At 61.5% G+C, this 20779-nt stretch carries 17 protein-coding genes and 1 pseudogene; 9 read left to right on the top strand and 9 right to left on the bottom strand.

Annotation, left to right across the window (positions count from 1 at the left end):
* The 8 genes and pseudogenes from TR61_RS14040 to uvrA form a co-directional block, all read left to right on the top strand.
* Nucleotides 1-1994, top strand: a pseudogene (locus TR61_RS14040) (DUF3971 domain-containing protein); the annotation flags it as partial.
* Nucleotides 1995-2033: 39 nt separating this feature from the next.
* The gene (gene queA, locus TR61_RS14035) at nucleotides 2034-3092 is read left to right on the top strand and encodes a tRNA preQ1(34) S-adenosylmethionine ribosyltransferase-isomerase QueA (RefSeq protein WP_050930925.1); all 1059 of its coding nucleotides are present in this window, start codon (nucleotides 2034-2036) and stop codon (nucleotides 3090-3092) included.
* Nucleotides 3093-3188: 96 nt separating this feature from the next.
* On the top strand, nucleotides 3189-4442 hold the full coding sequence (locus TR61_RS14030; protein WP_050930923.1) for an MFS transporter: 1254 nt from the start codon (nucleotides 3189-3191) through the stop codon (nucleotides 4440-4442).
* Between the two features lie 109 nt (nucleotides 4443-4551).
* Entirely contained in the window at nucleotides 4552-5130 is a 579-nt protein-coding gene (locus TR61_RS14025) for a DUF924 family protein (RefSeq protein WP_050930921.1), read from the top strand.
* Nucleotides 5131-5370: 240 nt separating this feature from the next.
* Complete coding sequence (gene lpdA, locus TR61_RS14020) at nucleotides 5371-6765, top strand: dihydrolipoyl dehydrogenase (RefSeq protein ID WP_050930920.1); 1395 nt, start codon at nucleotides 5371-5373, stop codon at nucleotides 6763-6765.
* A 132-nt stretch (nucleotides 6766-6897) separates the two neighbouring features.
* Entirely contained in the window at nucleotides 6898-7455 is a 558-nt protein-coding gene (locus TR61_RS14015; RefSeq protein WP_050930919.1) for a class I SAM-dependent methyltransferase, read from the top strand.
* The gene (locus TR61_RS14010; RefSeq protein ID WP_050930918.1) at nucleotides 7456-8613 is read left to right on the top strand and encodes an MFS transporter; all 1158 of its coding nucleotides are present in this window, start codon (nucleotides 7456-7458) and stop codon (nucleotides 8611-8613) included. It begins immediately after the preceding gene.
* A 72-nt stretch (nucleotides 8614-8685) separates the two neighbouring features.
* Nucleotides 8686-11544 (top strand): excinuclease ABC subunit UvrA, encoded by a 2859-nt coding sequence (gene uvrA, locus TR61_RS14005; RefSeq protein ID WP_050930917.1) that lies wholly within the window; start codon nucleotides 8686-8688, stop codon nucleotides 11542-11544.
* 15 nt (nucleotides 11545-11559) lie between these two features.
* Here the strand turns inward: uvrA and TR61_RS14000 are convergent, their stop codons facing one another.
* The 6 genes from TR61_RS14000 to TR61_RS13975 form a co-directional block, all read right to left on the bottom strand.
* The gene (locus TR61_RS14000) at nucleotides 11560-11943 is read right to left on the bottom strand and encodes an excinuclease ABC subunit A (protein ID WP_172676982.1); all 384 of its coding nucleotides are present in this window, start codon (nucleotides 11941-11943) and stop codon (nucleotides 11560-11562) included.
* A 107-nt stretch (nucleotides 11944-12050) separates the two neighbouring features.
* Nucleotides 12051-12254 (bottom strand): YgaP family membrane protein, encoded by a 204-nt coding sequence (locus TR61_RS13995; RefSeq protein WP_050930916.1) that lies wholly within the window; start codon nucleotides 12252-12254, stop codon nucleotides 12051-12053.
* An 88-nt stretch (nucleotides 12255-12342) separates the two neighbouring features.
* On the bottom strand, nucleotides 12343-12996 hold the full coding sequence (locus tag TR61_RS13990; RefSeq protein WP_050930915.1) for a Crp/Fnr family transcriptional regulator: 654 nt from the start codon (nucleotides 12994-12996) through the stop codon (nucleotides 12343-12345).
* On the bottom strand, nucleotides 12993-13865 hold the full coding sequence (gene mmsB, locus TR61_RS13985) for a 3-hydroxyisobutyrate dehydrogenase (RefSeq protein WP_050930910.1): 873 nt from the start codon (nucleotides 13863-13865) through the stop codon (nucleotides 12993-12995). Before mmsB ends, TR61_RS13990 begins: the two co-directional genes overlap by 4 nt.
* 19 nt (nucleotides 13866-13884) lie before the next feature.
* Nucleotides 13885-14919 (bottom strand): enoyl-CoA hydratase/isomerase family protein, encoded by a 1035-nt coding sequence (locus tag TR61_RS13980; RefSeq protein ID WP_050930909.1) that lies wholly within the window; start codon nucleotides 14917-14919, stop codon nucleotides 13885-13887.
* A 57-nt stretch (nucleotides 14920-14976) separates the two neighbouring features.
* A complete protein-coding gene (locus tag TR61_RS13975; RefSeq protein ID WP_050930908.1) occupies nucleotides 14977-16122 on the bottom strand; it encodes an acyl-CoA dehydrogenase family protein in 1146 nt (381 codons plus the stop codon).
* Between the two features lie 214 nt (nucleotides 16123-16336).
* Here TR61_RS13975 and TR61_RS13970 point away from each other — a divergent pair, with 214 nt between their 5' ends.
* Nucleotides 16337-17233: a DMT family transporter gene (locus TR61_RS13970; protein WP_050930903.1), complete on the top strand. Its 897-nt coding sequence runs from the start codon at nucleotides 16337-16339 to the stop codon at nucleotides 17231-17233.
* Here TR61_RS13970 and TR61_RS13965 read toward each other — a convergent pair.
* The 3 genes from TR61_RS13965 to TR61_RS13955 form a co-directional block, all read right to left on the bottom strand.
* Complete coding sequence (locus tag TR61_RS13965; RefSeq protein ID WP_050930901.1) at nucleotides 17217-18335, bottom strand: carboxylate-amine ligase; 1119 nt, start codon at nucleotides 18333-18335, stop codon at nucleotides 17217-17219. The genes TR61_RS13970 and TR61_RS13965 overlap by 17 nt on opposite strands.
* 58 nt (nucleotides 18336-18393) lie before the next feature.
* Nucleotides 18394-19002, bottom strand: a complete 609-nt coding sequence (locus TR61_RS13960; RefSeq protein ID WP_050930899.1) for a L,D-transpeptidase — start codon at nucleotides 19000-19002, stop codon at nucleotides 18394-18396.
* Nucleotides 19003-19212: 210 nt separating this feature from the next.
* On the bottom strand, nucleotides 19213-20712 hold the full coding sequence (locus TR61_RS13955; protein ID WP_050930891.1) for a CoA-acylating methylmalonate-semialdehyde dehydrogenase: 1500 nt from the start codon (nucleotides 20710-20712) through the stop codon (nucleotides 19213-19215).
* Between the last annotated feature and the right edge of the window lie 67 nt (nucleotides 20713-20779).

The following is a 20779-nucleotide window of genomic DNA, read 5'->3' as shown; positions in this document are numbered from 1 at the left end:
CCGCCATTCCCAACACCCGAAGCTGGATTGCCGAGAACCTGTCAGGCGGGCAATTGTCGGATCTGAACGTGGCGCTGCGGGTGGCGTCAGGTGACAAGCCCAATGTCTATCTGGACTTCGATTACGACGGGACCGAGGTGCGGTTCATGCCCACCATGCCGCCCATTTCCGATGCGGCGGGCCATGCCAGCCTGATCGGCAATCGCTTTGTGACCACCGCCACCCGCGGTACGATTAACGCCGATCAGGGCGGTGGGGTGAATGTCGCGGGCACGTCATTCATCGTGCCTGATACCTCGGTGCGGCGCGGGGCGCCGGCGGTGGTGCGGGTGCAGGGGCGCGGCAGTATCACGAGCGTTTTGTCGCTGCTCAATCGCGAGCCGCTGAAGGTGATGGAAAAGCCCGGTCTGCCGGCGGATGTGGCCGGTGGCACTACGGTGTTTGAGGGCACCTTGGCCCTGCCGCTGCGCAAGGGGCTAAAATTCGAAGAGGTTGAATTCTTCGCCAACGGGCTTGCCCGCAATGTGACAAGCGCGCGGCTGGTGCCCAACCATGTGGTCGAGGCGCCAACGCTGACGATCGCGGCCACGGACGAGGGGATCGAAATTTCTGGTCAGGGCCTGCTGAGCAAGGTGCCCTTCTTTGCCAACTGGCAGCAGGTCTTCGGCCAACCTGGCGCGGGCAGCACGCTGAGGGGGACGGTGCAAATCAGCCCCGCAACGCTGGAGGCGTTTCAGATCGGCCTGCCTGAAGGGGCCGTGACTGGCGAGGGGGAGGCGCAGGTCACCGTCGCCTTGCCGCAAGGCGGGCCGCCGGAGCTGGAGCTGACATCAGATCTGCGAGGGCTGCGGCTGAGCTTTCCCGAACTGGGCTGGAGCAAACCGCCCGGCACCGCAGGCCGTCTGTCGCTTCAGACGCAACTGGTCACGCCTGCCGTCATCCCCAATCTTGAGCTTGAGGCACCCGGCTTGAGCGCCACGGGCCGGATCGAGGCGGCAGAAGGGGGCGGGCTTCAGCAGGCGACATTCTCGCGGGTGCGGCGGGGCGACTGGATGGATGTGCGGGCGCAGCTTGACGGGCGCGGGCCCAACCGCGCGCCCAATGTGTCCATACTGGGTGGGCGACTGGATTTGCGCCGTGCCGAGTTCGGTACCGGCAGCGCGGGCGGAAACGGTCGCGCGGACAACCGGCTGACCGCAGCATTGGATCAGCTGCAGGTGACGGACACGATCGCGCTGACCGGCTTTCGGGGCGATTTCACTTTGCTGCGCGGATTGGAGGGGAATTTTCAGGGCCAGATCAACGGCCGCACCCGGATTTCGGGCAGCGTTGTCCCTGATGGGGAGCGCAGCGCGGTACGTGTCATCTCGGACGATGCGGGGGGAATTTTTCGTGATGCGGGCATCCTGAAGCAGGCCTTTGGCGGCAGTTTCGACATGATCCTGCGCCCTGTGGGGGAGCCGGGAAATTTCGACGGTTCGATCAGCGTGGCCAATACATCGGTGCGCGACGCGCCGGCCATGGCAGCTCTTCTGAACGCCCTCTCGATTGTCGGGCTTTTGAACGAACTGGCGGGTCAGGGCATCTTCTTCTCCGAGGTGGAGGCGCGCTTCCGGCTGAGCCCGTCGCGGATCACGGTCTATGAGAGCCGGGCAACGGGGCCGTCGCTGGGCCTGACGATGGACGGCGTCTATGACGTGCCCAGCCAGCGGCTGAATATGCAGGGCGTGATTTCCCCGGTCTATCTGCTGAACCAGATCGGGGGGCTTCTGGCCCCGCGTCGGGGGGAGGGGCTTTTCGGGTTTACCTATACTCTGACGGGCGCCGCGCAATCGCCCGCCGTGGTGGTCAACCCGCTGTCGGGCCTGACACCGGGCTTCCTGCGCGAGATCTTTCGTACCCAACCGCCGCCCGTGGCCAGCAGCTCGGGCGAGGGGGCGGTGGTGCCGGAAAAAGAGCCTGCGCCGACTGCACCGCTGGGCGGTGATCGCTAGGGCTGGTCAAATCCGATTGCGCGGCTTAAGTGGCGCGCCATGAAACTCAGCGATTTTGACTTTGACCTTCCCGATCACCTGATCGCCACGCGGCCTGCCAAACCGCGATCGTCCGCGCGCATGCTGCAGGCGGTGGGTGATGAGATTTTTGACCGGCATGTGTATGACCTGCCCGACATGCTGGAACCCGGTGACAGGCTGATCCTGAACGACACGCGGGTGATCCCAGCACGCCTGACCGGCCAGCGCCATCGCAAGAGCGCGCAAGGCCCCGTGTCGGCGAAGATCGAGGTCACGCTGCTGGAGCCGCGCGTGGGCGGTGACTGGACCGCGCTGATCAAGCCGCTGAAAAAGCTGAAGATCGGAGAGGAGATCGTCTTTTCCCCGGATCTGAGTGCGATGCTGAAAGATACGGCCGACGGTCAGGGGTTGCTGGAATTCAACCTGACCGGAGAGGATTTTGACGCCGCACTTGCCGAAGCGGGCGCGATGCCGCTGCCGCCCTACATCGCGTCAAAACGCGCGGCCGATGCGCAGGACAAGACTGATTACCAGACTGTCTTCGCCCGTCATCCCGGCGCCGTCGCAGCCCCCACCGCCAGCCTGCATTTCGACGACGCATTGATGGAGGCGCTGCGCGCCCGCGGGGTCGAGTTTACCTATGTCACGCTACATGTGGGCGCGGGCACCTTTCTGCCGGTGAAAGTCGATGACGTGACTGAACACAAGATGCACGCCGAATGGGGCCGCGTCAGCGAGGAGGCCGCCCGCGAAATTGCCGAGACCAAGGCAAAGGGCAAACGGGTGATCCCCGTGGGCACCACCGCGCTGCGCCTGATTGAAAGCGCTGCCCGCGGCGGCGCGATTGCGCCCTGGGAGGGGGAGACGGATATCTTCATATATCCCGGGTTTGAGTTCAAAGTGACCGATGCGCTGATGACGAATTTCCACCTGCCGAAATCCACGCTGATGATGCTTGTGTCCGCGCTCATGGGGCATGATCGGATCAAGCGCATCTATAACCACGCGGTGGCGTCGGAGTATCGCTTCTTTTCTTACGGCGACAGCTCACTTCTTGTGCCTACCCCGCGCGGCTGAAGGTCGAAAACGCCACTTTGGTGTCGTTTCCGGTTGCGACGTGCCATTGTGACGGTTTCAGGTAGATACAGACGCAGGTAAAAAGGCCCCAACGATATGATACAGGTCCTCAAAAGCGCGTGGGCGTTGCTTCTTGGCATGGGGCTCTTGATGGTCGGCAACGGGATGCAGGGCACATTGCTGGGCATCCGGGGCGAGATCGAGGCCTTTTCCACGCTTGAGATGTCCGTGATTATCTCGGCCTATTTCGCCGGGTTCCTGGGCGGAAGCCGCATGGCGCCGGGCATGATCCGCCGGGTAGGTCACGTGCGGGTCTTTGCGGCGCTGGCCTCTCTGATCTCGGCAGTTATGATCTTGTACCCCACGGTCGTCGATCCGATTGTCTGGGCCTTGGGGCGCGTGCTGATCGGGTTCTGCTTTTCCGCCGTTTATGTGACCGCGGAAAGCTGGCTGAACAACGCGGCCACGAATGACACGCGCGGCCAGGCCTTGTCGCTTTACATGCTGGTGCAGACGTTGGGGATCGTTGTGGCGCAGTATCTGCTGCTGGCCGCCGATCCGTCGGGTTATGTGCTGTTCGTGATCCCGTCCATCCTGGTGTCGATTGCGGTCACGCCCATCCTGTTGTCGATCAGCCCGACACCGGCTTTCGACAGCACCAAACCGATGAGCCTGAAAGGCCTTTTCGGCGTATCGCCCCTGGGCTGCGTGGGCATGTTTCTTCTGGGCGGCGCGTTTTCGGCGCAGTTCGGTATGTCGGCCGTTTACGGCACCCAAGCCGGGTTGAGCGTCGCGCAGATTTCGACCTTCATCTCGGTGTTCTTCGTGGGCGCGCTGATCACGCAATACCCCATCGGATGGGTGTCGGACCGGATGGATCGTCGCCTGCTGATCATGATCGTCAGCCTTCTGGGTGCTTTGGGGGCGGTCGTCGGGGCCATCTTCGGGGCAGCCTATCCGCTGCTGTTGGTTGCGGCCTTCCTGATGGGGGGCGCGACAAACCCACTGTATTCGCTGCTGATCGCCCATACCAATGACTTTCTGGATTACGAGGACATGGCCTCGGCCTCAGGTGGGTTGATCTTCATCAACGGCCTGGGCGCCATCACCGGCCCGCTGATCACGGGCTGGGCCATGGATACGGTGGGCCCGCCGGGCTTTTGGATCTTTGCCGGTTCGCTGCTTGTGGTTCTTGCGGTTTACAGCCTCTATCGCGCGACGCAGCGCCCCTCGGTCCCGGTGGAAGAAACGGGCGCTTATGTCACCATGTCACCTTCCGCCACCTCGGTGGCTTTGGAAGCTGCACAAGAAATCGCCGTTGAAGATGCAAAAGAAGACGATGCGGCCTGAAAGTCGCACATTGCGCAATATGTCCAAGCTGAAAACATTCGTGACTTTGCATGGACGGGAAAGCGTTTGTAACGTTTTTGTATCGGATTTGTAGAGCAGGGAGTTTTCTATGACGGGTCCGGCAGACGTATTGAGTTTCTGGTTAGACGAGGTGGGCCCGGACGGCTGGTACAAGCAGGACGAAGATCTTGATGCCTCCATCCGTGACAGATTTCTGGAGACCTGGCAGCGCAGCAAGGAAGGTGCCTTGTCGCTGTGGCTGACATATCCCAGCGGGGCGTTGGCCTATATCATCCTGACCGATCAATTCCCGCGCAACATGTTCCGCGGCGACGGAAAGGCCTTTTCTACCGACAAGGCCGCGCTGGCTGTTGCCAAGTCCTCCATCGACAAGCGCTGGGATCTGAAAATCGACGAACCGGCGCGGCAGTTCTTTTACCTGCCGCTGATGCATTCGGAAAACCTGTGCGATCAGGAACGATGTGTTCGGCTGATGTGTGAACGGATGCCGGAACATGGCGCATCCAATCTGCTCCATGCCCGCGCCCATCGCGAGGTGATCCGTCAGTTTGGGCGCTTCCCTTACCGCAATGAGGCGCTGGATCGCAGCACGACGCCGCACGAGAAAACCTATGTCGATGGCGGCGGGTACGGATCGACCGTGCGCGCGCTGCAAGAGGCGGGTTAACACCCTATCGCAAGCGCTGTCGGTGATGCGCGCCGCTGGTCGGCAGGTGGTCATGCTTGCCGGTTGATCGGACGCCCTTCAGAAAAAGCGCTGCATATTCCGCAAGATAAGCTAAGCTGCACGGGAAAACCCCCGTCATCGCCCCGGTGTTCTTTTTGTCGCGGGTGCGCGGCGTTGATGTGTGCGCGGAAATAGTTTAACGGTGAACTAAATTTTGAACTCGGCGTGAGAGAGGCGAAAATGGCGGCGAAATCCTTTGATCTTATCGTGATCGGCTCCGGCCCTGGTGGCTATGTGGCGGCCATTCGCGCCGCGCAGCTGGGGCTGAACACGGCGGTCGTGGAACGCGAACACCTGGGCGGCATCTGCCTGAACTGGGGCTGTATCCCCACCAAGGCGATGCTGCGGTCGTCGGAGGTGTTCCATCTGATGGAGCGCGCCAAGGAATTCGGGTTGAAAGCAGAGAAGATCGACTATGACCTGGACGCGGTCGTCAAACGCTCGCGCGATGTGGCGGGGCAGCTGTCGGGCGGTGTGAAGCACCTGCTCAAGAAGAACAAAGTGACCGTGATCATGGGCGAGGGGACCATCCCCGCCAAGGGCAAGGTGTCGGTCAAGACTGACAAGGGCACCGAAGAGCTCACCGCCAAGAACATCATCCTGGCCACTGGTGCACGCGCCCGCGAATTGCCGGGGCTGGAGGCCGATGGCGATCTGGTCTGGACCTATAAGCACGCATTGAAGCCCGCGCGCATGCCCAAGAAACTGCTGGTGATCGGGTCGGGTGCGATCGGGATCGAGTTCGCCAGCTTCTATAACACGCTCGGCGCGGACACGACCGTGGTCGAGGTCATGGATCGCGTGTTGCCCGTGGAAGACGCCGAAATCAGCGCCTTTGCCAAGAAGCAATTCCTCAAGCAGGGCATGACCATCATGGAAAAGGCGATGGTCAAGCAGTTGGATCGCGGCAAGGGCAAGGTCACCGCGCATATCGAAACCGGCGGCAAGGTCGAAGAGCACGAGTTTGACACGGTGATTTCCGCTGTAGGGATCGTGGGCAATGTCGAGGGGCTGGGCCTCGAAGCACTGGGCGTGAAGATCGACCGCACCCATGTGGTGACGGACGAATATTGCCGCACCGGTGTCGACGGGATCTGGGCCATTGGCGATATCGCAGGCGCGCCCTGGCTGGCGCACAAGGCCAGCCATGAAGGTGTGATGGTCGCCGAGATGATCGCGGGCGGGCATCCGCACCCCGTCAAACCCGAAAGTATCGCGGGCTGCACCTATTGCCATCCGCAGGTGGCCTCCGTCGGTTACACCGAGGCGAAGGCCAAGGAGCTGGGATATGACGTCAAGGTTGGTCGCTTCCCGTTCATCGGCAACGGCAAGGCCATCGCGTTGGGCGAACAGGAAGGCATGATCAAAACGGTCTTCGACGCCAAAACCGGTGAATTGCTTGGTGCCCATATGGTGGGTGCGGAAGTGACCGAGCTGATCCAGGGATATGTCGTGGGCCGCCAGCTGGAGACAACGGAAGAAGATCTGATGAACACCGTCTTCCCGCATCCGACGCTGAGCGAGATGATGCATGAAAGCGTTCTGGACGCCTATGATCGTGTGATCCACATGTGATCCGCCGGGGTCAGGTTTTTCGAAAAACCTGACCGCGCTTTTGTCCAAGGGTGCGCCGCCGCAGGTTTTTCCAAAAACCTGCCTCCCGTCGTCCCGATTGCAAAGCCATCCCCCGCGCGGCATAGATGGGCCATGGTCAGTCTCAACCGCGTTGCCATGAATCGCTCCAGCCGGAAAATGATCCGGGATCTGGGCCCCGAAGGCCTGGATGTGGCTGAAATATCAGGCAAGTGGGGGAAGAACTTCACCTTCCGCAGCTATGCGCAATTCCGCTATCCCGAATATGATATCTGCGAAGGACCCTTTCGCCATGAAAGCCGGGCGGTGCGTACCTTTGATCTGATCCTGGCCAATCAGGTGTGGGAGCATCTTGACCGTCCCTATGCCGCCACGCGCCATGTGCGATCCATGCTGCGTCCGGGCGGGTATTTCTGGCTGGCGGTGCCGTTTTACATCCCGTTCCACGCGGCGCCCAATGATTGTTCGCGCTGGTCTGCACGGGGGCTGAAGAACCTGCTGATCGAGGCTGGGTTCGAAGAGCACAAGATCGAGGCGCACCAGTGGGGCAACCGGAACGCCGCGCTGAAAAATCTGGGCGAAAGCTGGCCGCCCGAATACAACCCCGAGGCGGACAGTCTGGAGAATGATCCCGACATGCCGATCTGCGCCTGGGCCCTGGCGCAGCGCTGAATGGTTACGCGCACGCCTTTCGGTTTGATCCTGCTGATCTGGTGCGCCGGTCTGGGGGCCGCGGCGCAATATGGCAAGATCAGCGTGATCTATGACCAATTGCCGGGCGTTTATCCGAAAGCAGGCGCGGCGCTGGGGTTTCTTGTCTCCCTGGTGGGTTTTGTCGGCATCGTCTTTGGCGTAGTTGCGGGCCTTCTGGTGGCGCGCATCGGCTATCGTAATGCGCTGATCTGGGCGCTGTGGGGTGGGGCGGCCTTGTCTGCTGTGCAGGCCTTGCTGCCTCCCTTGCCGCTGATGCTGGGCCTGCGCGCGCTGGAGGGGGCGTCGCATCTGGCCATCGTGGTGGCTGCGCCAACGCTGATTGCCCAGCTGTCGGCCCCGCGCCATCAGGGGCTGACCCTGACCTTGTGGAGCACGTTTTTCGGTGTCTCTTATACCGTGCTTGTGTGGCTGGGCCTGCCTCTGGCGGCGGGGCTCGGACTGCCCTCGCTGTTTCTGGCCCACGCGCTTTGGATGGCGTTGCTGGCGCTGGTGCTCGGCAGGGCGCTGTCGTCGCTGGGCGCGCCCGCTCCGGCGGCAAGGCTCACCTTTGCTTCGGTTCTCAGGGATCACCTGACGATCTACCGGTCCCCCTTCATCTCGGCTGCTGCCATTGGATGGCTGTTTTATACCTTCTGCTTCCTCGCGCTGCTGACCCTGATACCGCCCTATCTGCCGGATGATCTGCGCGCGCCGGTTCTGGGCGCGATGCCGCTGGTGTCGATTGCGGTGTCGATGACGCTGGGCGTGTTTTTTCTGCGCTTCATTCCGGCGATCGTCGAAATCCTTGTTGGTTTTGCCCTGACGATCCTGTGCCTTTTGTGGCTGTGCACGGCACCCGGTCTGCCTTTGGCCTGTCTGGCGCTGGCGGCGGCGCTGGGGCTGGTGCAGGGGGCCAGCTTTGCCGTGGTTCCTCAACTGAACAAAACCGCGATCCATCAGGCGCAGGCCAATGGCGCGATTGCCCAGATGGGCAATGTCGGCAATACGTTGGGCACGCCGGTTCTGGCGGCGGTTCTGTCAATCGCGGGCTATCACGGAATGATCGGATTGGCGGCGCTTGTCTTCACCTTGGGCATTGGCGCGCATATATGGATGGCGATCCGCCGCCGTTCCTGAAATGTTCTCATTTTTTGATTGGAGACTCGGCCGCGCTGACTTATGTCTAAATCGTTAATCCCCGAGGGTGGCATGGCCGAGCTGAAACAGATCGAAGTGCGCGGCGCGCGCGAGCATAATCTCAAAAGCATCGACGTGGATATTCCGCGCGACCAACTGGTTGTGATCACTGGGCTTTCCGGATCGGGCAAGTCGTCCTTGGCCTTCGACACGATCTATGCCGAAGGGCAGCGGCGCTATGTGGAATCGCTGTCGGCCTATGCGCGCCAATTCCTTGACATGATGGAAAAGCCCGATGTGGATCACATCGCGGGGCTGTCGCCTGCGATTTCGATTGAGCAAAAGACCACGTCGAAGAACCCACGGTCGACCGTCGGTACGGTGACCGAGATTTACGATTACCTGCGTCTGCTGTTCGCCCGCGCCGGAACGCCCTATAGCCCCGCAACCGGTCTGCCGATCGAAGCGCAGCAGGTGCAGGATATGGTCGACCGTATCATGGCGATGGAGGAGGGGACGCGCGCTTATCTTCTGGCCCCCATCGTGCGGGACCGGAAGGGTGAATACCGCAAGGAATTTCTGGAGTTGCGCAAGCAGGGCTTTCAGCGAGTCAAAGTAGACGGCCAGTTTTACGAGCTGGATGAACCACCCACGCTCGACAAGAAGTTCCGCCACGATATCGACGTGGTCGTAGACCGGATCGTTGTCCGTGAGGGGTTGGAGACGCGGCTGGCCGACAGCCTTCGCACCGCGCTGGATCTGGCCGATGGCATCGCCATTCTGGAAACCGCGACGGAAGAGCCCGAACGTTTTACCTTCAGCGAAAACTTCGCCTGTCCTGTCAGCGGGTTCACGATCCCGGAAATTGAACCGCGCCTCTTTTCCTTCAACGCGCCGTTCGGGGCGTGCCCGTCCTGTGACGGGCTGGGGATGGAGCTGTTCTTTGACGAACGCCTTGTGGTGCCGGACCAGACGCTGAAAATCAGTGATGGGGCGCTGGCGCCCTGGCGCAAAGGCAAATCGCCCTATTTCCTGCAAACCATTGAAGCGATTGCGAAACATTACGAATTTGACAAGAACGCCCGCTGGAAGGATCTGCCGGCCCATGTGCAGCAGGTTTTCCTTTACGGGTCGGGCGATGACGAGATCCCGTTCCGTTATGACGAGGGCGGGCGCATCTATCAGGTGACGCGCGTGTTCGAAGGCGTGATCCCCAATATGGAGCGCCGCTATCGCGAGACGGATTCGAACTGGATCCGCGAGGAATTCGAGCGCTATCAGAACAACCGCCCCTGCGGCACCTGCGAAGGCTATCGCCTGCGGGAAGAGGCGCTGGCGGTCAAGATCGCGGGCCTGCATGTCGGGCAGGTGGTGCAAATGTCGATCCGCGAAGCCTATGCCTGGATCGAGAGCGTTCCCGCAGAGCTGAGCGCCCAGAAAAACGAGATTGCGCGCGCTATCCTGAAGGAAATTCGCGAGCGGTTGGGTTTCCTGAATAACGTGGGATTGGAGTATCTTACGCTGTCACGTTCAAGTGGCACGTTAAGTGGTGGGGAAAGCCAGCGGATCCGTCTGGCCTCCCAGATCGGGTCGGGGCTGACGGGGGTGCTTTATGTTCTGGACGAACCGTCGATCGGGTTGCACCAGCGTGACAATGACCGCTTGCTGGGCACGCTGAAATCGCTGCGCGACCAGGGCAACACAGTCATCGTCGTGGAACATGATGAGGAAGCGATCCGCGAGGCCGATTACGTCTTTGACATTGGACCGGGCGCTGGTGTGCATGGCGGGCAGGTCGTGGCCCACGGGACGCCCGCCCAGGTGGCGGCTGATCCGGCTTCGATCACCGGTCAATACCTGTCCGGTACCCGCCAGATCGCCGTCCCGGCGGAACGGCGCAAGGGCAAGAAGGGCAACAAGAAAGTCACCGTTGTCAAAGCCAGCGGCAACAACCTCAAGGATGTGACGGTCGACTTCCCCTTGGGCAAGTTTGTCTGTGTTACTGGCGTTTCAGGCGGCGGCAAGTCGACTTTGACGATTGAAACGCTGTTCAAAACCGCCTCGATGCGGCTGAACGGCGCGCGTCAGACGCCTGCGCCTTGCGAGACGATCAAGGGTCTGGAACATCTCGACAAGGTCATCGACATCGACCAGCGGCCCATCGGGCGCACGCCCCGGTCGAACCCGGCGACCTATACCGGTGCGTTCACGCCCATCCGCGATTGGTTCGCGGGTCTGCCAGAAGCAAAAGCAAGGGGTTACAAGCCAGGTCGCTTCAGCTTCAACGTCAAGGGCGGTCGGTGCGAGGCGTGCCAGGGCGACGGTGTCATCAAGATCGAGATGCACTTCCTGCCGGACGTCTATGTGACCTGCGAAACCTGCAAAGGCGCGCGCTACAATCGCGAAACGCTTGAAATCAAGTTCAAGGGAAAATCCATCGCCGATGTGCTGGATATGACCGTGGAAGACGCGCAGGAGTTTTTCAAGGCGGTCCCGTCGATCCGCGAAAAGATGGACGCGCTGGTTCGGGTGGGCCTTGGCTATATCAAGGTGGGCCAGCAGGCGACGACCCTGTCCGGGGGAGAGGCGCAGCGGGTCAAGTTGTCGAAGGAACTCGCCAAGCGCACAACCGGGCGCACGCTGTATATTCTGGATGAGCCCACGACGGGTCTGCATTTTGAAGATGTCCGTAAGCTGTTGGAAGTGCTGCATGAATTGGTCGATCAGGGCAACACGGTCGTCGTGATCGAACACAACCTGGATGTGGTGAAAACCGCCGACCATATCATTGATATCGGCCCCGAAGGCGGCGATGGCGGGGGCGAGGTTGTGGCCACCGGCACCCCGGAAGAAGTGGTCGAGGTCGAACGTTCCCACACCGGCCGGTACCTCAAGCCGATGTTGCAGGCCAGCAGGGTGGCGGCGGAGTAACCGCCGCCCACCGGCTTAGTTCAACAGAGCATCCGCCAGCCCGATAAAGGCCAAAACCCGGCCGGTTTCCGGGCTGATCCGGAAAACCTCCCTACCGACAACATAGTACAGCAAGCCGTTCTCAAGCCCATAGCGGCTGGGATAGCGCAGGATTTCATAATCGCGGTCGATGCGGTCACCGATCCGGTAAATCGGCACGTAACCTTCCGGGTAATACCGCTTTTTCGCCTGTCCCGGCGGGATGCAGGGCGGGTTCTTCTTGGCAAGGCCGGGTGGACAACCCGCCGACAACCCGGGCGGGGTCGCACCGGGTTTGAACTTATCCTTGTGATTGCCGGCCAGGCTGGCCGTGGGGGCCAGCAGGCTGATGGCAATCAGGGTTGCGGTCAATGCACGCATGATTTGGGACCTCCGTCTCTGGTCGTTGGTCTTAAGATATGCGTACACCGGCGGAATTCCCAGATGGGGCGGGATTTTCCGCCGATTGGCTGTGTCCGCGATGTCGTTCAGTTCTTGAGCGAACAGGTCCGGATCCCGAACAGGGTGTAGACCGGGCAACTGCCCAGAAGCCCGGTGGCCAGCGGGACGACGCCCAGCAGGAAAGCCCAGCGATAGCTGGCCTCGGGCATCAGGAAGAAACCGGCAAGCAGAGCCAAGCCAAAAAGGACGCGGAGTGTGCGGTCAATTGTGCCTTCGTTTTTGGGGAACATGGGGTGTCTCCTTCTCATGATCAGGTGATTGATGGAGGAAGTATCGCTGATTCTCTGGCCGCCGTCGGTGACTTGGTCACATAGCGGGTCAGACGTCGTCGCGCGCGATCTCCTGCAAGGCCGCAGAGTCGCGGATTTCGACTGATCCACGTTCCAGCCGCAGTATACTGCGCCGCGCCAGCGCATCCAGCCTGCGGGAGACAACCTCGCGCGCAGACCCGATCATCGCCGCCAGTTCCGCATGTGTTGCATGTATCCGCCCATCCTCGGCCCTGTCGATCAAAACTTGGGCCAGACGGCTTTCGATCCGCTGAAAGGCCACGCGTTCCAGCAGATGCATCATGGATTGCAGCCGCCGCGCAAAGGCGTGAAAGACAAAGCCGCGAAAGCCGGTGTCGCGGTCCAGAAGCGACAGGAAGATGTCTTTCGGGATCAGGACAACACGCGCATTCGTCGCTGCAATGGCTTCGCCCGAGTATTCCTCGCCCCCCATCAGGCCGAGGGTGGATTGCACGCAGGATTGGCCGGGTTCGACGGAATAAAGCAGGATCTCGCGTCCTGATGGGCCGGTCAGAAAAACCTCCACCCGGCCCGACAGAACCACGACAAAGCCTTTCACGGTTTCACCGGGGTTGAACAGAACGGTGCCCTTGGCCACCTCCATTGGGGCTATGCGTTCAAGCGGCCCGGCGCTGTCCGGTGACAGGCCGGGCAGGGCGTTTGTTGCGTCCCAGCCCGTCACGCCCGCCCGCGTTTTTCAAACCGGGGCAGCATCGCGCTGAAATCCCGGCCGGCGCCGTCTTCGTTTTCCACGAATTGTTCATAAAGCGCCTGGGCCAGTTGGCCCATGGGCGTATCGGCATCCGCGCTTTCCGCCGCTTGCTGGCTCAGCCGCAGGTCCTTCAGCATCAGATCGGCGGCAAACCCGGGTTTGTAATCGTTATCGGCCGGCGATTGTGGACCGACGCCAGGAGCGGGGCAATAAGCGTTCATCGTCCAGCTGTACCCCGACGAGGTCGAGACCACGTCGAACATCTTCTGACGGTCCAGTCCCAGCTTGTCGGCCAGGGCAAAGGCTTCGCAGGTGGCGATCATGGTCACGCCCAGGATCATGTTGTTGCAGATCTTGGCGGCCTGACCGGCGCCCGCGTCGCCGCAATGCACGGCCTTCTGGCCCATGATCTCGAACAGGGGGGCTGCCTTGGCGAAGGCCTCTTCGCTGCCGCCGGCCATGAAGGTCAGCGTGCCCGCAGCCGCACCGCCAACACCACCCGACACGGGCGCATCGACGGGCAAAAGCCCTGCCGCGGCGGCATCTGCGGCCACGGCCCGTGCGCTGTCCACATCCACGGTGGAGCAATCGACGAAACCCGCGCCTGCCTGCATCACGGGGATGATCTGAGCAGCCACGCTGCGCAGGATCTGACCGTTGGGCAGCATGGTGATGACCACGTCTGCCCCCTTGGCCGCGTCTTCGGCGCTGGCGGCCAGCGTCACGCCTTCGACATCGACCTTTGCCATGTCAAAGCCGCTGACCTCATGCCCGGCCTTCGCCAGATTGGCCGCCATCGGGCCGCCCATGTTTCCCAATCCGATGAACCCGATTTTCATGGGGCTTTCCTCCCGTTTGTCAGAATGTCAGTGCGTCCTCACCCAGCGGCAGCAACATGCGGCTGACGGCCGTGGCGGGCACGGACATGTCGGCATATTGCCACTGTGGATTGCGGTCCTTGTCAATGATCTGCGCCCGGATCCCTTCCAGGAAATCGCCATGCTCCATCGCGCGGTGGGTAAAGCGATACTCCATCTCCAGCGCCTTGCGGATGGTCAGAGAGGCGGTGCGCAGCCGATGCACGATCTCGATGGTGCAGGCCGCAGAAAGCGGCGAGGCGCGGCCCAGCGTCTTCAGCGCAGAGGCCGCGAAGTCCGAACCCGACGCCCGCAACTGGTTCAGGGTATCAGTCAGCGTTTCGCCATCGAATAGTGCGTCAATCTCGACCTGCCGGGCCTTGAGAACACCCTCGGGCGCGTCGGCGGCGCGTTTGGCAATTGCATCGGGGTCGCCGGTTTCCACCAGTTCTGCGGTCAGCTGTGCCCATTGATCCTGCGGCACGTAAGTATCTGCGAAACCGGCGTAAATCGCATCAGCTGGCCCCATGCGCGCACCCGTGGTTCCCAGATATTCGCCCAAACGCCCCGGCGCCAGCGCCAGCATCAGCGTGCCGCCCACATCGGGCACCAGACCGATGCCGCATTCCGGCATGGCGATCTGGCTGCTCTCTCCCACGACGCGGTGTGACCCATGACAGCCCAACCCTACGCCGCCACCCATGGTAAAGCCCTGCATCAGGCTGACGACCGGCTTGGCATATTCGAAAAGCTTGGCGTTCAGCCGGTATTCATCGCGCCAGAAGGTCTGACCATAGGTGAAATCGCCCTTGGTGCCGGTCGCGTAAAGCTCGGCAATATCGCCGCCTGCGCAAAAGGCTTTGTCCCCTTCGGCATCGAAAAGCACCAGCGCCACGCGATCATCCTGCGCCCATGCGTCAATCGCAGCCTCGATCGCGGTGCACATCTCATAGGTCATCGCGTTCAGCGCTTTGGGCCGGGTCAGCGTGATCCGTCCCGCGCGGCCCTCGATGCGGATATTGATGTCGTCGCTCATCTGCCCCCTCGGATATTCTGCAGAACAGTCTCTGCCGCGAATGCGCAGATTAACCGCTTATCCCCGTTCGGCCAGCATGTGGCGCGCGGTGATCATGCGCATGATTTCATTGGTGCCTTCGAGGATCTGATGCACCCTCAGATCGCGCACCAGTTTTTCGATCCCGTAATCGGCCAGATAGCCATAGCCGCCATGCAACTGGAGGCACTGATCCACCACTTTCGACCCAGCTTCCGTCACGAATTTCTTGGCCATGGCACAGAATTTCGTGGCGTCCGGCGCCTGGTTGTCCAGCTTCCAGGCCGCCTGGCGCAGGAATGTGCGCGCCGCTTGCAGCTCGATCTCCATATCCGCGAGGCGGAATTGCAGCCCCTGGAACTGGTCGATGGATTTGCCGAACGCCTTGCGCTCGCCCATATAGGTCAGCGTCTGGTTCAGCGCGGTCTGCGCCGCACCCAGCGAACAGGCTGCAATGTTCAGTCGCCCGCCATCCAGACCCATCATGGCATATTTGAACCCGTGGCCTTCCTCGCCCACCAAATTGCCCGCAGGCACCTTGCAGTCATCGAATTGCACCTGCGCCGTGGGTTGCGAGCGCCAGCCCATCTTGTCTTCCAACCCGCCGAAAGATAGCCCCTCTGTCCCGTCTTCGACATAAAGGGTCGAGATGCCCTTGGGCCCGTCCTCGCCTGTGCGCACCATGCAGACATAGGCATCCGAATAACCGCCACCCGAGATAAACGCCTTGGTCCCGTTCAGCGTGTAACCTTCATTCGTCCGTTCCGCCCGCGTTTTCAGCGAAGCGGCATCGGACCCTGAACCCGGTTCCGTCAGACAATAAGACAGCACGGTGTTCATGCTCAGGACATCGTCCATTACGCGCGCCTTCAGATCGTCGCCGGCAAAGCTGTCCAGCATCCTGGCGCACATATTGTGGATCGACAGGAAAGCCGCGACTGACGGGCAGGCCATCGACAGCGCCTCGAACACCAGCGTCGCATCCAGCCGCGAAAGCCCCGCGCCGCCTGCCTCTTCCGAGACATAGAGCCCGCCAAAGCCCAGCTCACCCACGCGCGGCCACAGATCCTTGGGAATGGTGCCATCGGCCTCCCATTGCCGGGCATGGGGGGCGATATGCTCCTGCCCAAAGGCGTGGGCCATGTCGAAAATGGCGGTTTGTTCTTCGGTCAGTGCAAAATCCATCGAAGATCCTCCCAAGGGTCGTGGATCAACACGCGCGCGCGGCGTTAATTGAACAAGTGTTTTTTTATCCTGCGGGGCTTGGGCAATCAACACGCAAAGCTGCAAAACCGCTTTGCAGAAGGCAGGTGAAGGGCAGGGCAATTGACGAGAGGGGCGAATTGAGCCATGCCGCGCGCAGCCGGTTCGCGCCGCGCCGGCAAGGGACAGCGCCTTGATGACCGCACATATTGCAACCGATGGCCGATCGAATCTGATCGGCAGCGCCTGGATGGTAGCCGCGATGGCCGGATTCGCGGTTGAGGACGCTTTCATCAAACTCGCCAGCCAAAGCCTGCCCGTGGCGCAAATCCTTGTCATGTTCGGTCTTGGCGGCGCGCTTGTCTTTGCGCTGCTGGCGCGCAGGCGCGGGGAACGCCTTCTGAGCGCCGATGTCCTGTCGCGGCCCATGAAAATTCGCGCCGGCTTCGAAATCGGCGGGCGGCTTTTCTATACGCTGGCCATTGCGCTGACACCGCTGTCCTCGACAACGGTCATCCTGCAAGCGACACCGCTTGTGGTGGTGGCGGGCGCAGCACTTGTTTTCGGGGAACGCGTCGGCTGGCGGCGCTGGACGGCCATTGTCGTGGGGCTGATCGGTGTTTTGATCATCCTCCAGCCCGGCGCTGACAGCTTTTCGGTGCTGTCATTGCTGGCCGTGTTCGGGATGCTGGGCTTTGCTGGCCGTGATCTGGCCAGCCGCGCGGCCCCTGCGGCGCTCAGCGCACGTGTGCTGGGGGTCTATGGCTTTCTCTCGATCGTGATTGCCGGCGTGCTTTATGCGCCCATCGAAGGCCAACCCTTTCGCTGGCCCGAGGGCGTGGCCGTTCTGGCTCTTGCAGGGGCCACTCTGGCGGGCGTTGCCGCGTATCAAAGCCTGATGACGGCCATGCGCACGGGCGAAGTGTCCGCCGTGACCCCGTTCCGGTACACACGGCTTCTTTTCGGCGTGGGCCTGGGCCTTGTGGTTTTCGGAGAAACCCTCACCCCCGCAACCCTTCTGGGCAGTGGCCTGATCGTACTGTCGGGCCTCTTCATCTTGTGGCGCGGGCAGGGCGTCACAGGTCGGCGTTGAATTCCTCGATCAGGTGCTGAACGACGGCGCGGCCCGGATCCTTGCCTGTGGCCTCTGCCTCCGCCCAGACGCGGCGCTGACGCGTGGCGCTGGTGCCGCCTTCGACGATCTCTTTCAGATGCATGATTTCACGCATGGACCCTAACGCCTCGGCATCTTCTGCCACCATGCCGATGACTTCGTTGATCAGGTCTTCCATCGGGCGGATCCGCCGTTCGCCGAAATCAATCAACCCCTCCGAGATGCCATAGCGCTGCGCGCGCCAGCGGTTCTCGCCAATCAGGAAGCGGTCATATTCCCGCCACCGCAGATTGCGCGCCCGCAACCGGCACAGCATTCGCGTGATCGCCTGCAACAGCGCGGCCAAAGACAGCGTGTGCTCCAGCCGGGGCGACACATCCATGATCCGCGTCTCAAGCGTGGGAAAACGGTGCGAGGGGCGCAGATCCCACCAGATCTTCGTCGTATCTTCGATAATCCCAAGTTCGATCAGAGTGCCGGTTGTGCGCTCATACTCGGCCCAGCTGGAAAATTGCGGCGGCAACCCGGTGCGGGGCAGGTTATCGAACACACCCAGCCGATAAGATGCCAGCCCGGTGTCGTCCCCCTGCCAAAAAGGCGAGGACGTGGACAGCGCCAGAAGATGCGGCAGGAAATAGCTCAGCTGCGGCATCAGATCCGTGCGCAGGGTTTCATCCTCGATCCCGATATGAACATGCATCCCGCAGATCAGCAGACGCCGCGCGGCGGCTCCCATCGCCTCGCGCAGGTTGTCATAGCGTTCCTTGTCGGTGTGGTGCTGATCCTTCCAGTCGGCAAAGGGATGGCAGGACACGGCAATAGGCGCCAGGTTGAAGGTGGCCGCATGTTTTGCCACGCAGGCCCGCAATTTCTTCAGATCATCGCGCGCCGCGCCGATATTCGCGCAGACCTTTGTGCCGATCTCGATCTGGCATTGCAGGAATTCGGGGCTGACCTGATCTTCCAGCTCGGATGTGCAGGCCTCCATCAGGCCTTTTGGCGCCACGGCCAGATCAAAGCTGTCACGATCCACAAGGAGGTATTCCTCCTCGATCCCCATGGTGAACGCATCCTGTGTCATCTGGCCTCCCTTATCGGTCAGGCCAGACTAGCGCGGGATCACTTGGCGCGTAAATGGGTCAGAGAAGCAGAACCTGCGTACCGATCTTGGTCATGGCAAACAGCTCTTCGATATGCGGGTTGTAAAGCCCGATGCACCCCGAGGAACTTTGGCGACCAATCTTGCGCGTGTCATGCGTTCCATGGATCAGGTAGGCCGGCCATGTCAGATACATCGCGTGGGTGCCAAGCGGATTGCCGGGACCGGCGGGCATGAAGGCCGGCAGAGACGGGTCGCGCTTGCGCATATTCTCGGTGGGGGTCCAAGTGGGTCCGACCTTCTTGCGCACAACCTTTGTGCGTCCGCGCCGCGTCAACTCATCGGTCATCGGCACCGAGGACGGATACAGCCGATACGTGCCATCGGGATCCCAGTAATGCACGGCACGGCTGGTGATATCGCACAGGATGCACCCCACGCCGATGTCGTCAAAATAGTCTTCCCAGCGCTGCTTGCGGAAGGACGAGATATTGCGGCGCACCGGCTCCTGATCGCGGATTACCGGTTCGTTCTGGGGGAAGGCCTCGTTCCACAGCTCGGGCGTTTGCGCGCGTACCAGGGCGGGCGTCATCAGGGCTGCGCCGCTTCCAAGCAAGACATTGCGGCGCGTCAGGCGCGTGCGTGACATGGATACCTCCTTCAAGGTGCCTGTTTTTCGCGTAATTACCGAATTTTTCGGGCAAGGGAAAGAATCACTCTCTCAAATTTTCGTGGGTGCGCTGAACTGCGCCCATTCGCAAACAGGGGCGCAGGATCTCTCCCGCGCCCCTGCTTCTTTCTGGCCAAAAATACCCCAAACTGTACCCGGCACCGGGTGCAGCAGTTGCAAGCCTGTCGCTTACTCCATCACCGGGATCGAGAATTCGCCGCCTTCCTTGATCCCGCTCGGCCAGCGTGCCGTCACGGTCTTGGTCCGCGTATAAAACTTGAACGCATCCGGGCCATGCTGGTTCAGATCGCCAAAAACCGATTTCTTCCAGCCGCCAAAGGTGTGATAGGCCAGCGGCACAGGGATCGGCACGTTGATGCCCACCATGCCGATATTGATCCGGTTCGCAAAATCCCGCGCCGCATCGCCGTCGCGGGTAAAGATCGCGGTGCCATTGCCATATTCGTGGTCCATGGCCAGGCCAATCGCCTCTTCATAGCTTTGGGCGCGCACGGTCGACAGAACCGGGCCGAAGATCTCGTGCTTGTAGATGTCCATGTCCTTGGTCACGTGGTCAAAGAGGTGGGGACCCACGAAGAACCCGTCCTCATAGCCCTGCAGTTTGAAATCGCGTCCATCGACCACCAGTTTCGCGCCCTGATCGACACCCGATTGCACCAGCCGTTCGATATTGGCCTTTGCGGCCGCCGTCACAACGGGGCCGTAATCCACGTCATTGCCTGCGGTATAGGGGCCAACCTTCAGCTTCTCGATCCGCGGCACCAGCTTTTCGATCAGGCGGTCGGCGGTCTCGTCCCCCACGGGCACAGCCACGGAAATCGCCATGCAGCGTTCGCCCGCCGCACCGTATCCGGCACCGACCAGGGCATCGGCGGCCTGATCCATGTCGGCATCCGGCATGATGATCATGTGGTTCTTCGCACCACCAAAGCACTGTACGCGTTTGCCGTTCGCGCAGCCGGTGGCATAGATATATTCGGCAATCGGGGTCGATCCCACAAAGCCGATCGACTGGATCACCTGATGATGCAGGATCGCATCCACCGCTTCCTTGTCGCCATTCACGACCTGCAGGATGCCCTTGGGCAGGCCTGCTTCTTCCATCAGTTCGGCCAACATCAGCGGGACAGAGGGATCCCGCTCCGACGGTTTCAGGATAAACGCGTTACCGCAGGCAATCGCGGGCGCGAACATCCACATCGGGATCATGGCGGGAAAGTTGAAGGGCGTGATGCCCGCCGTCACACCCAAAGGCTGACGCATGGAATACATATCGATACCGGGGCCCGCGCTGTCGGTGAACTCACCTTTCAGCATCTGCGGCGCGCCGATGCAGTATTCCACCACTTCCAGACCGCGCTGCACATCGCCCGCCGCATCCGGCAGGGTCTTGCCGTGCTCACGGCTCAGCGCCTCGGCCAGCTTGTCCATGTCGCGGTTCAGAAGATCCACGAATTTCATCAGCACCCGCGCGCGGCGCTGGGGGTTGGTTGCGGCCCAGGCGGGCTGCGCGGCGGCGGCGATCTGAACCGCCTTGTCCACCTCGGCGGACGAGGCCAGCGGCACCTGCGCCTGCACCTCTCCGGTGGCGGGGTTCATCACATCGGCAAACCGCCCTGACGTGCCTTTTACATGGCCGCCGTCCAGATAATGGGTCAATTCCTGCATCTCTCGCTCCTCCGGTTGCGGCGGCGCGTTAACCGCCTGCTAAAAAGATGCGGGCACAGTAGGCTTG

It is taken from the genome of Aestuariivita boseongensis, from assembly GCF_001262635.1.
GTDB classification, from domain to species: domain Bacteria; phylum Pseudomonadota; class Alphaproteobacteria; order Rhodobacterales; family Rhodobacteraceae; genus Aestuariivita; species Aestuariivita boseongensis.
The sequence above is the reverse complement of the archived record's forward strand: the minus strand, read 5'-3'. Positions and strand labels throughout refer to the sequence as shown.

Coding starts and splice junctions, on each gene's coding strand:
- TR61_RS13975 (WP_050930908.1), bottom strand. CDS start 16,122: ATGGATTTTGCACTGACCGAAGAACAAACCGCCATTTTCGACATGGCC.
- TR61_RS14025 (WP_050930921.1), top strand. CDS start 4,552: ATGACGGGTCCGGCAGACGTATTGAGTTTCTGGTTAGACGAGGTGGGC.
- lpdA (WP_050930920.1), top strand. CDS start 5,371: ATGGCGGCGAAATCCTTTGATCTTATCGTGATCGGCTCCGGCCCTGGT.
- TR61_RS13980 (WP_050930909.1), bottom strand. CDS start 14,919: ATGAGCGACGACATCAATATCCGCATCGAGGGCCGCGCGGGACGGATC.
- mmsB (WP_050930910.1), bottom strand. CDS start 13,865: ATGAAAATCGGGTTCATCGGATTGGGAAACATGGGCGGCCCGATGGCG.
- TR61_RS14030 (WP_050930923.1), top strand. CDS start 3,189: ATGATACAGGTCCTCAAAAGCGCGTGGGCGTTGCTTCTTGGCATGGGG.
- TR61_RS14015 (WP_050930919.1), top strand. CDS start 6,898: ATGGTCAGTCTCAACCGCGTTGCCATGAATCGCTCCAGCCGGAAAATG.
- uvrA (WP_050930917.1), top strand. CDS start 8,686: ATGGCCGAGCTGAAACAGATCGAAGTGCGCGGCGCGCGCGAGCATAAT.
- TR61_RS13955 (WP_050930891.1), bottom strand. CDS start 20,712: ATGCAGGAATTGACCCATTATCTGGACGGCGGCCATGTAAAAGGCACG.
- TR61_RS14010 (WP_050930918.1), top strand. CDS start 7,456: ATGGTTACGCGCACGCCTTTCGGTTTGATCCTGCTGATCTGGTGCGCC.
- TR61_RS13960 (WP_050930899.1), bottom strand. CDS start 19,002: ATGTCACGCACGCGCCTGACGCGCCGCAATGTCTTGCTTGGAAGCGGC.
- TR61_RS13965 (WP_050930901.1), bottom strand. CDS start 18,335: ATGACACAGGATGCGTTCACCATGGGGATCGAGGAGGAATACCTCCTT.
- TR61_RS13970 (WP_050930903.1), top strand. CDS start 16,337: ATGACCGCACATATTGCAACCGATGGCCGATCGAATCTGATCGGCAGC.
- TR61_RS13995 (WP_050930916.1), bottom strand. CDS start 12,254: ATGTTCCCCAAAAACGAAGGCACAATTGACCGCACACTCCGCGTCCTT.
- TR61_RS14000 (WP_172676982.1), bottom strand. CDS start 11,943: ATGCGTGCATTGACCGCAACCCTGATTGCCATCAGCCTGCTGGCCCCC.
- queA (WP_050930925.1), top strand. CDS start 2,034: ATGAAACTCAGCGATTTTGACTTTGACCTTCCCGATCACCTGATCGCC.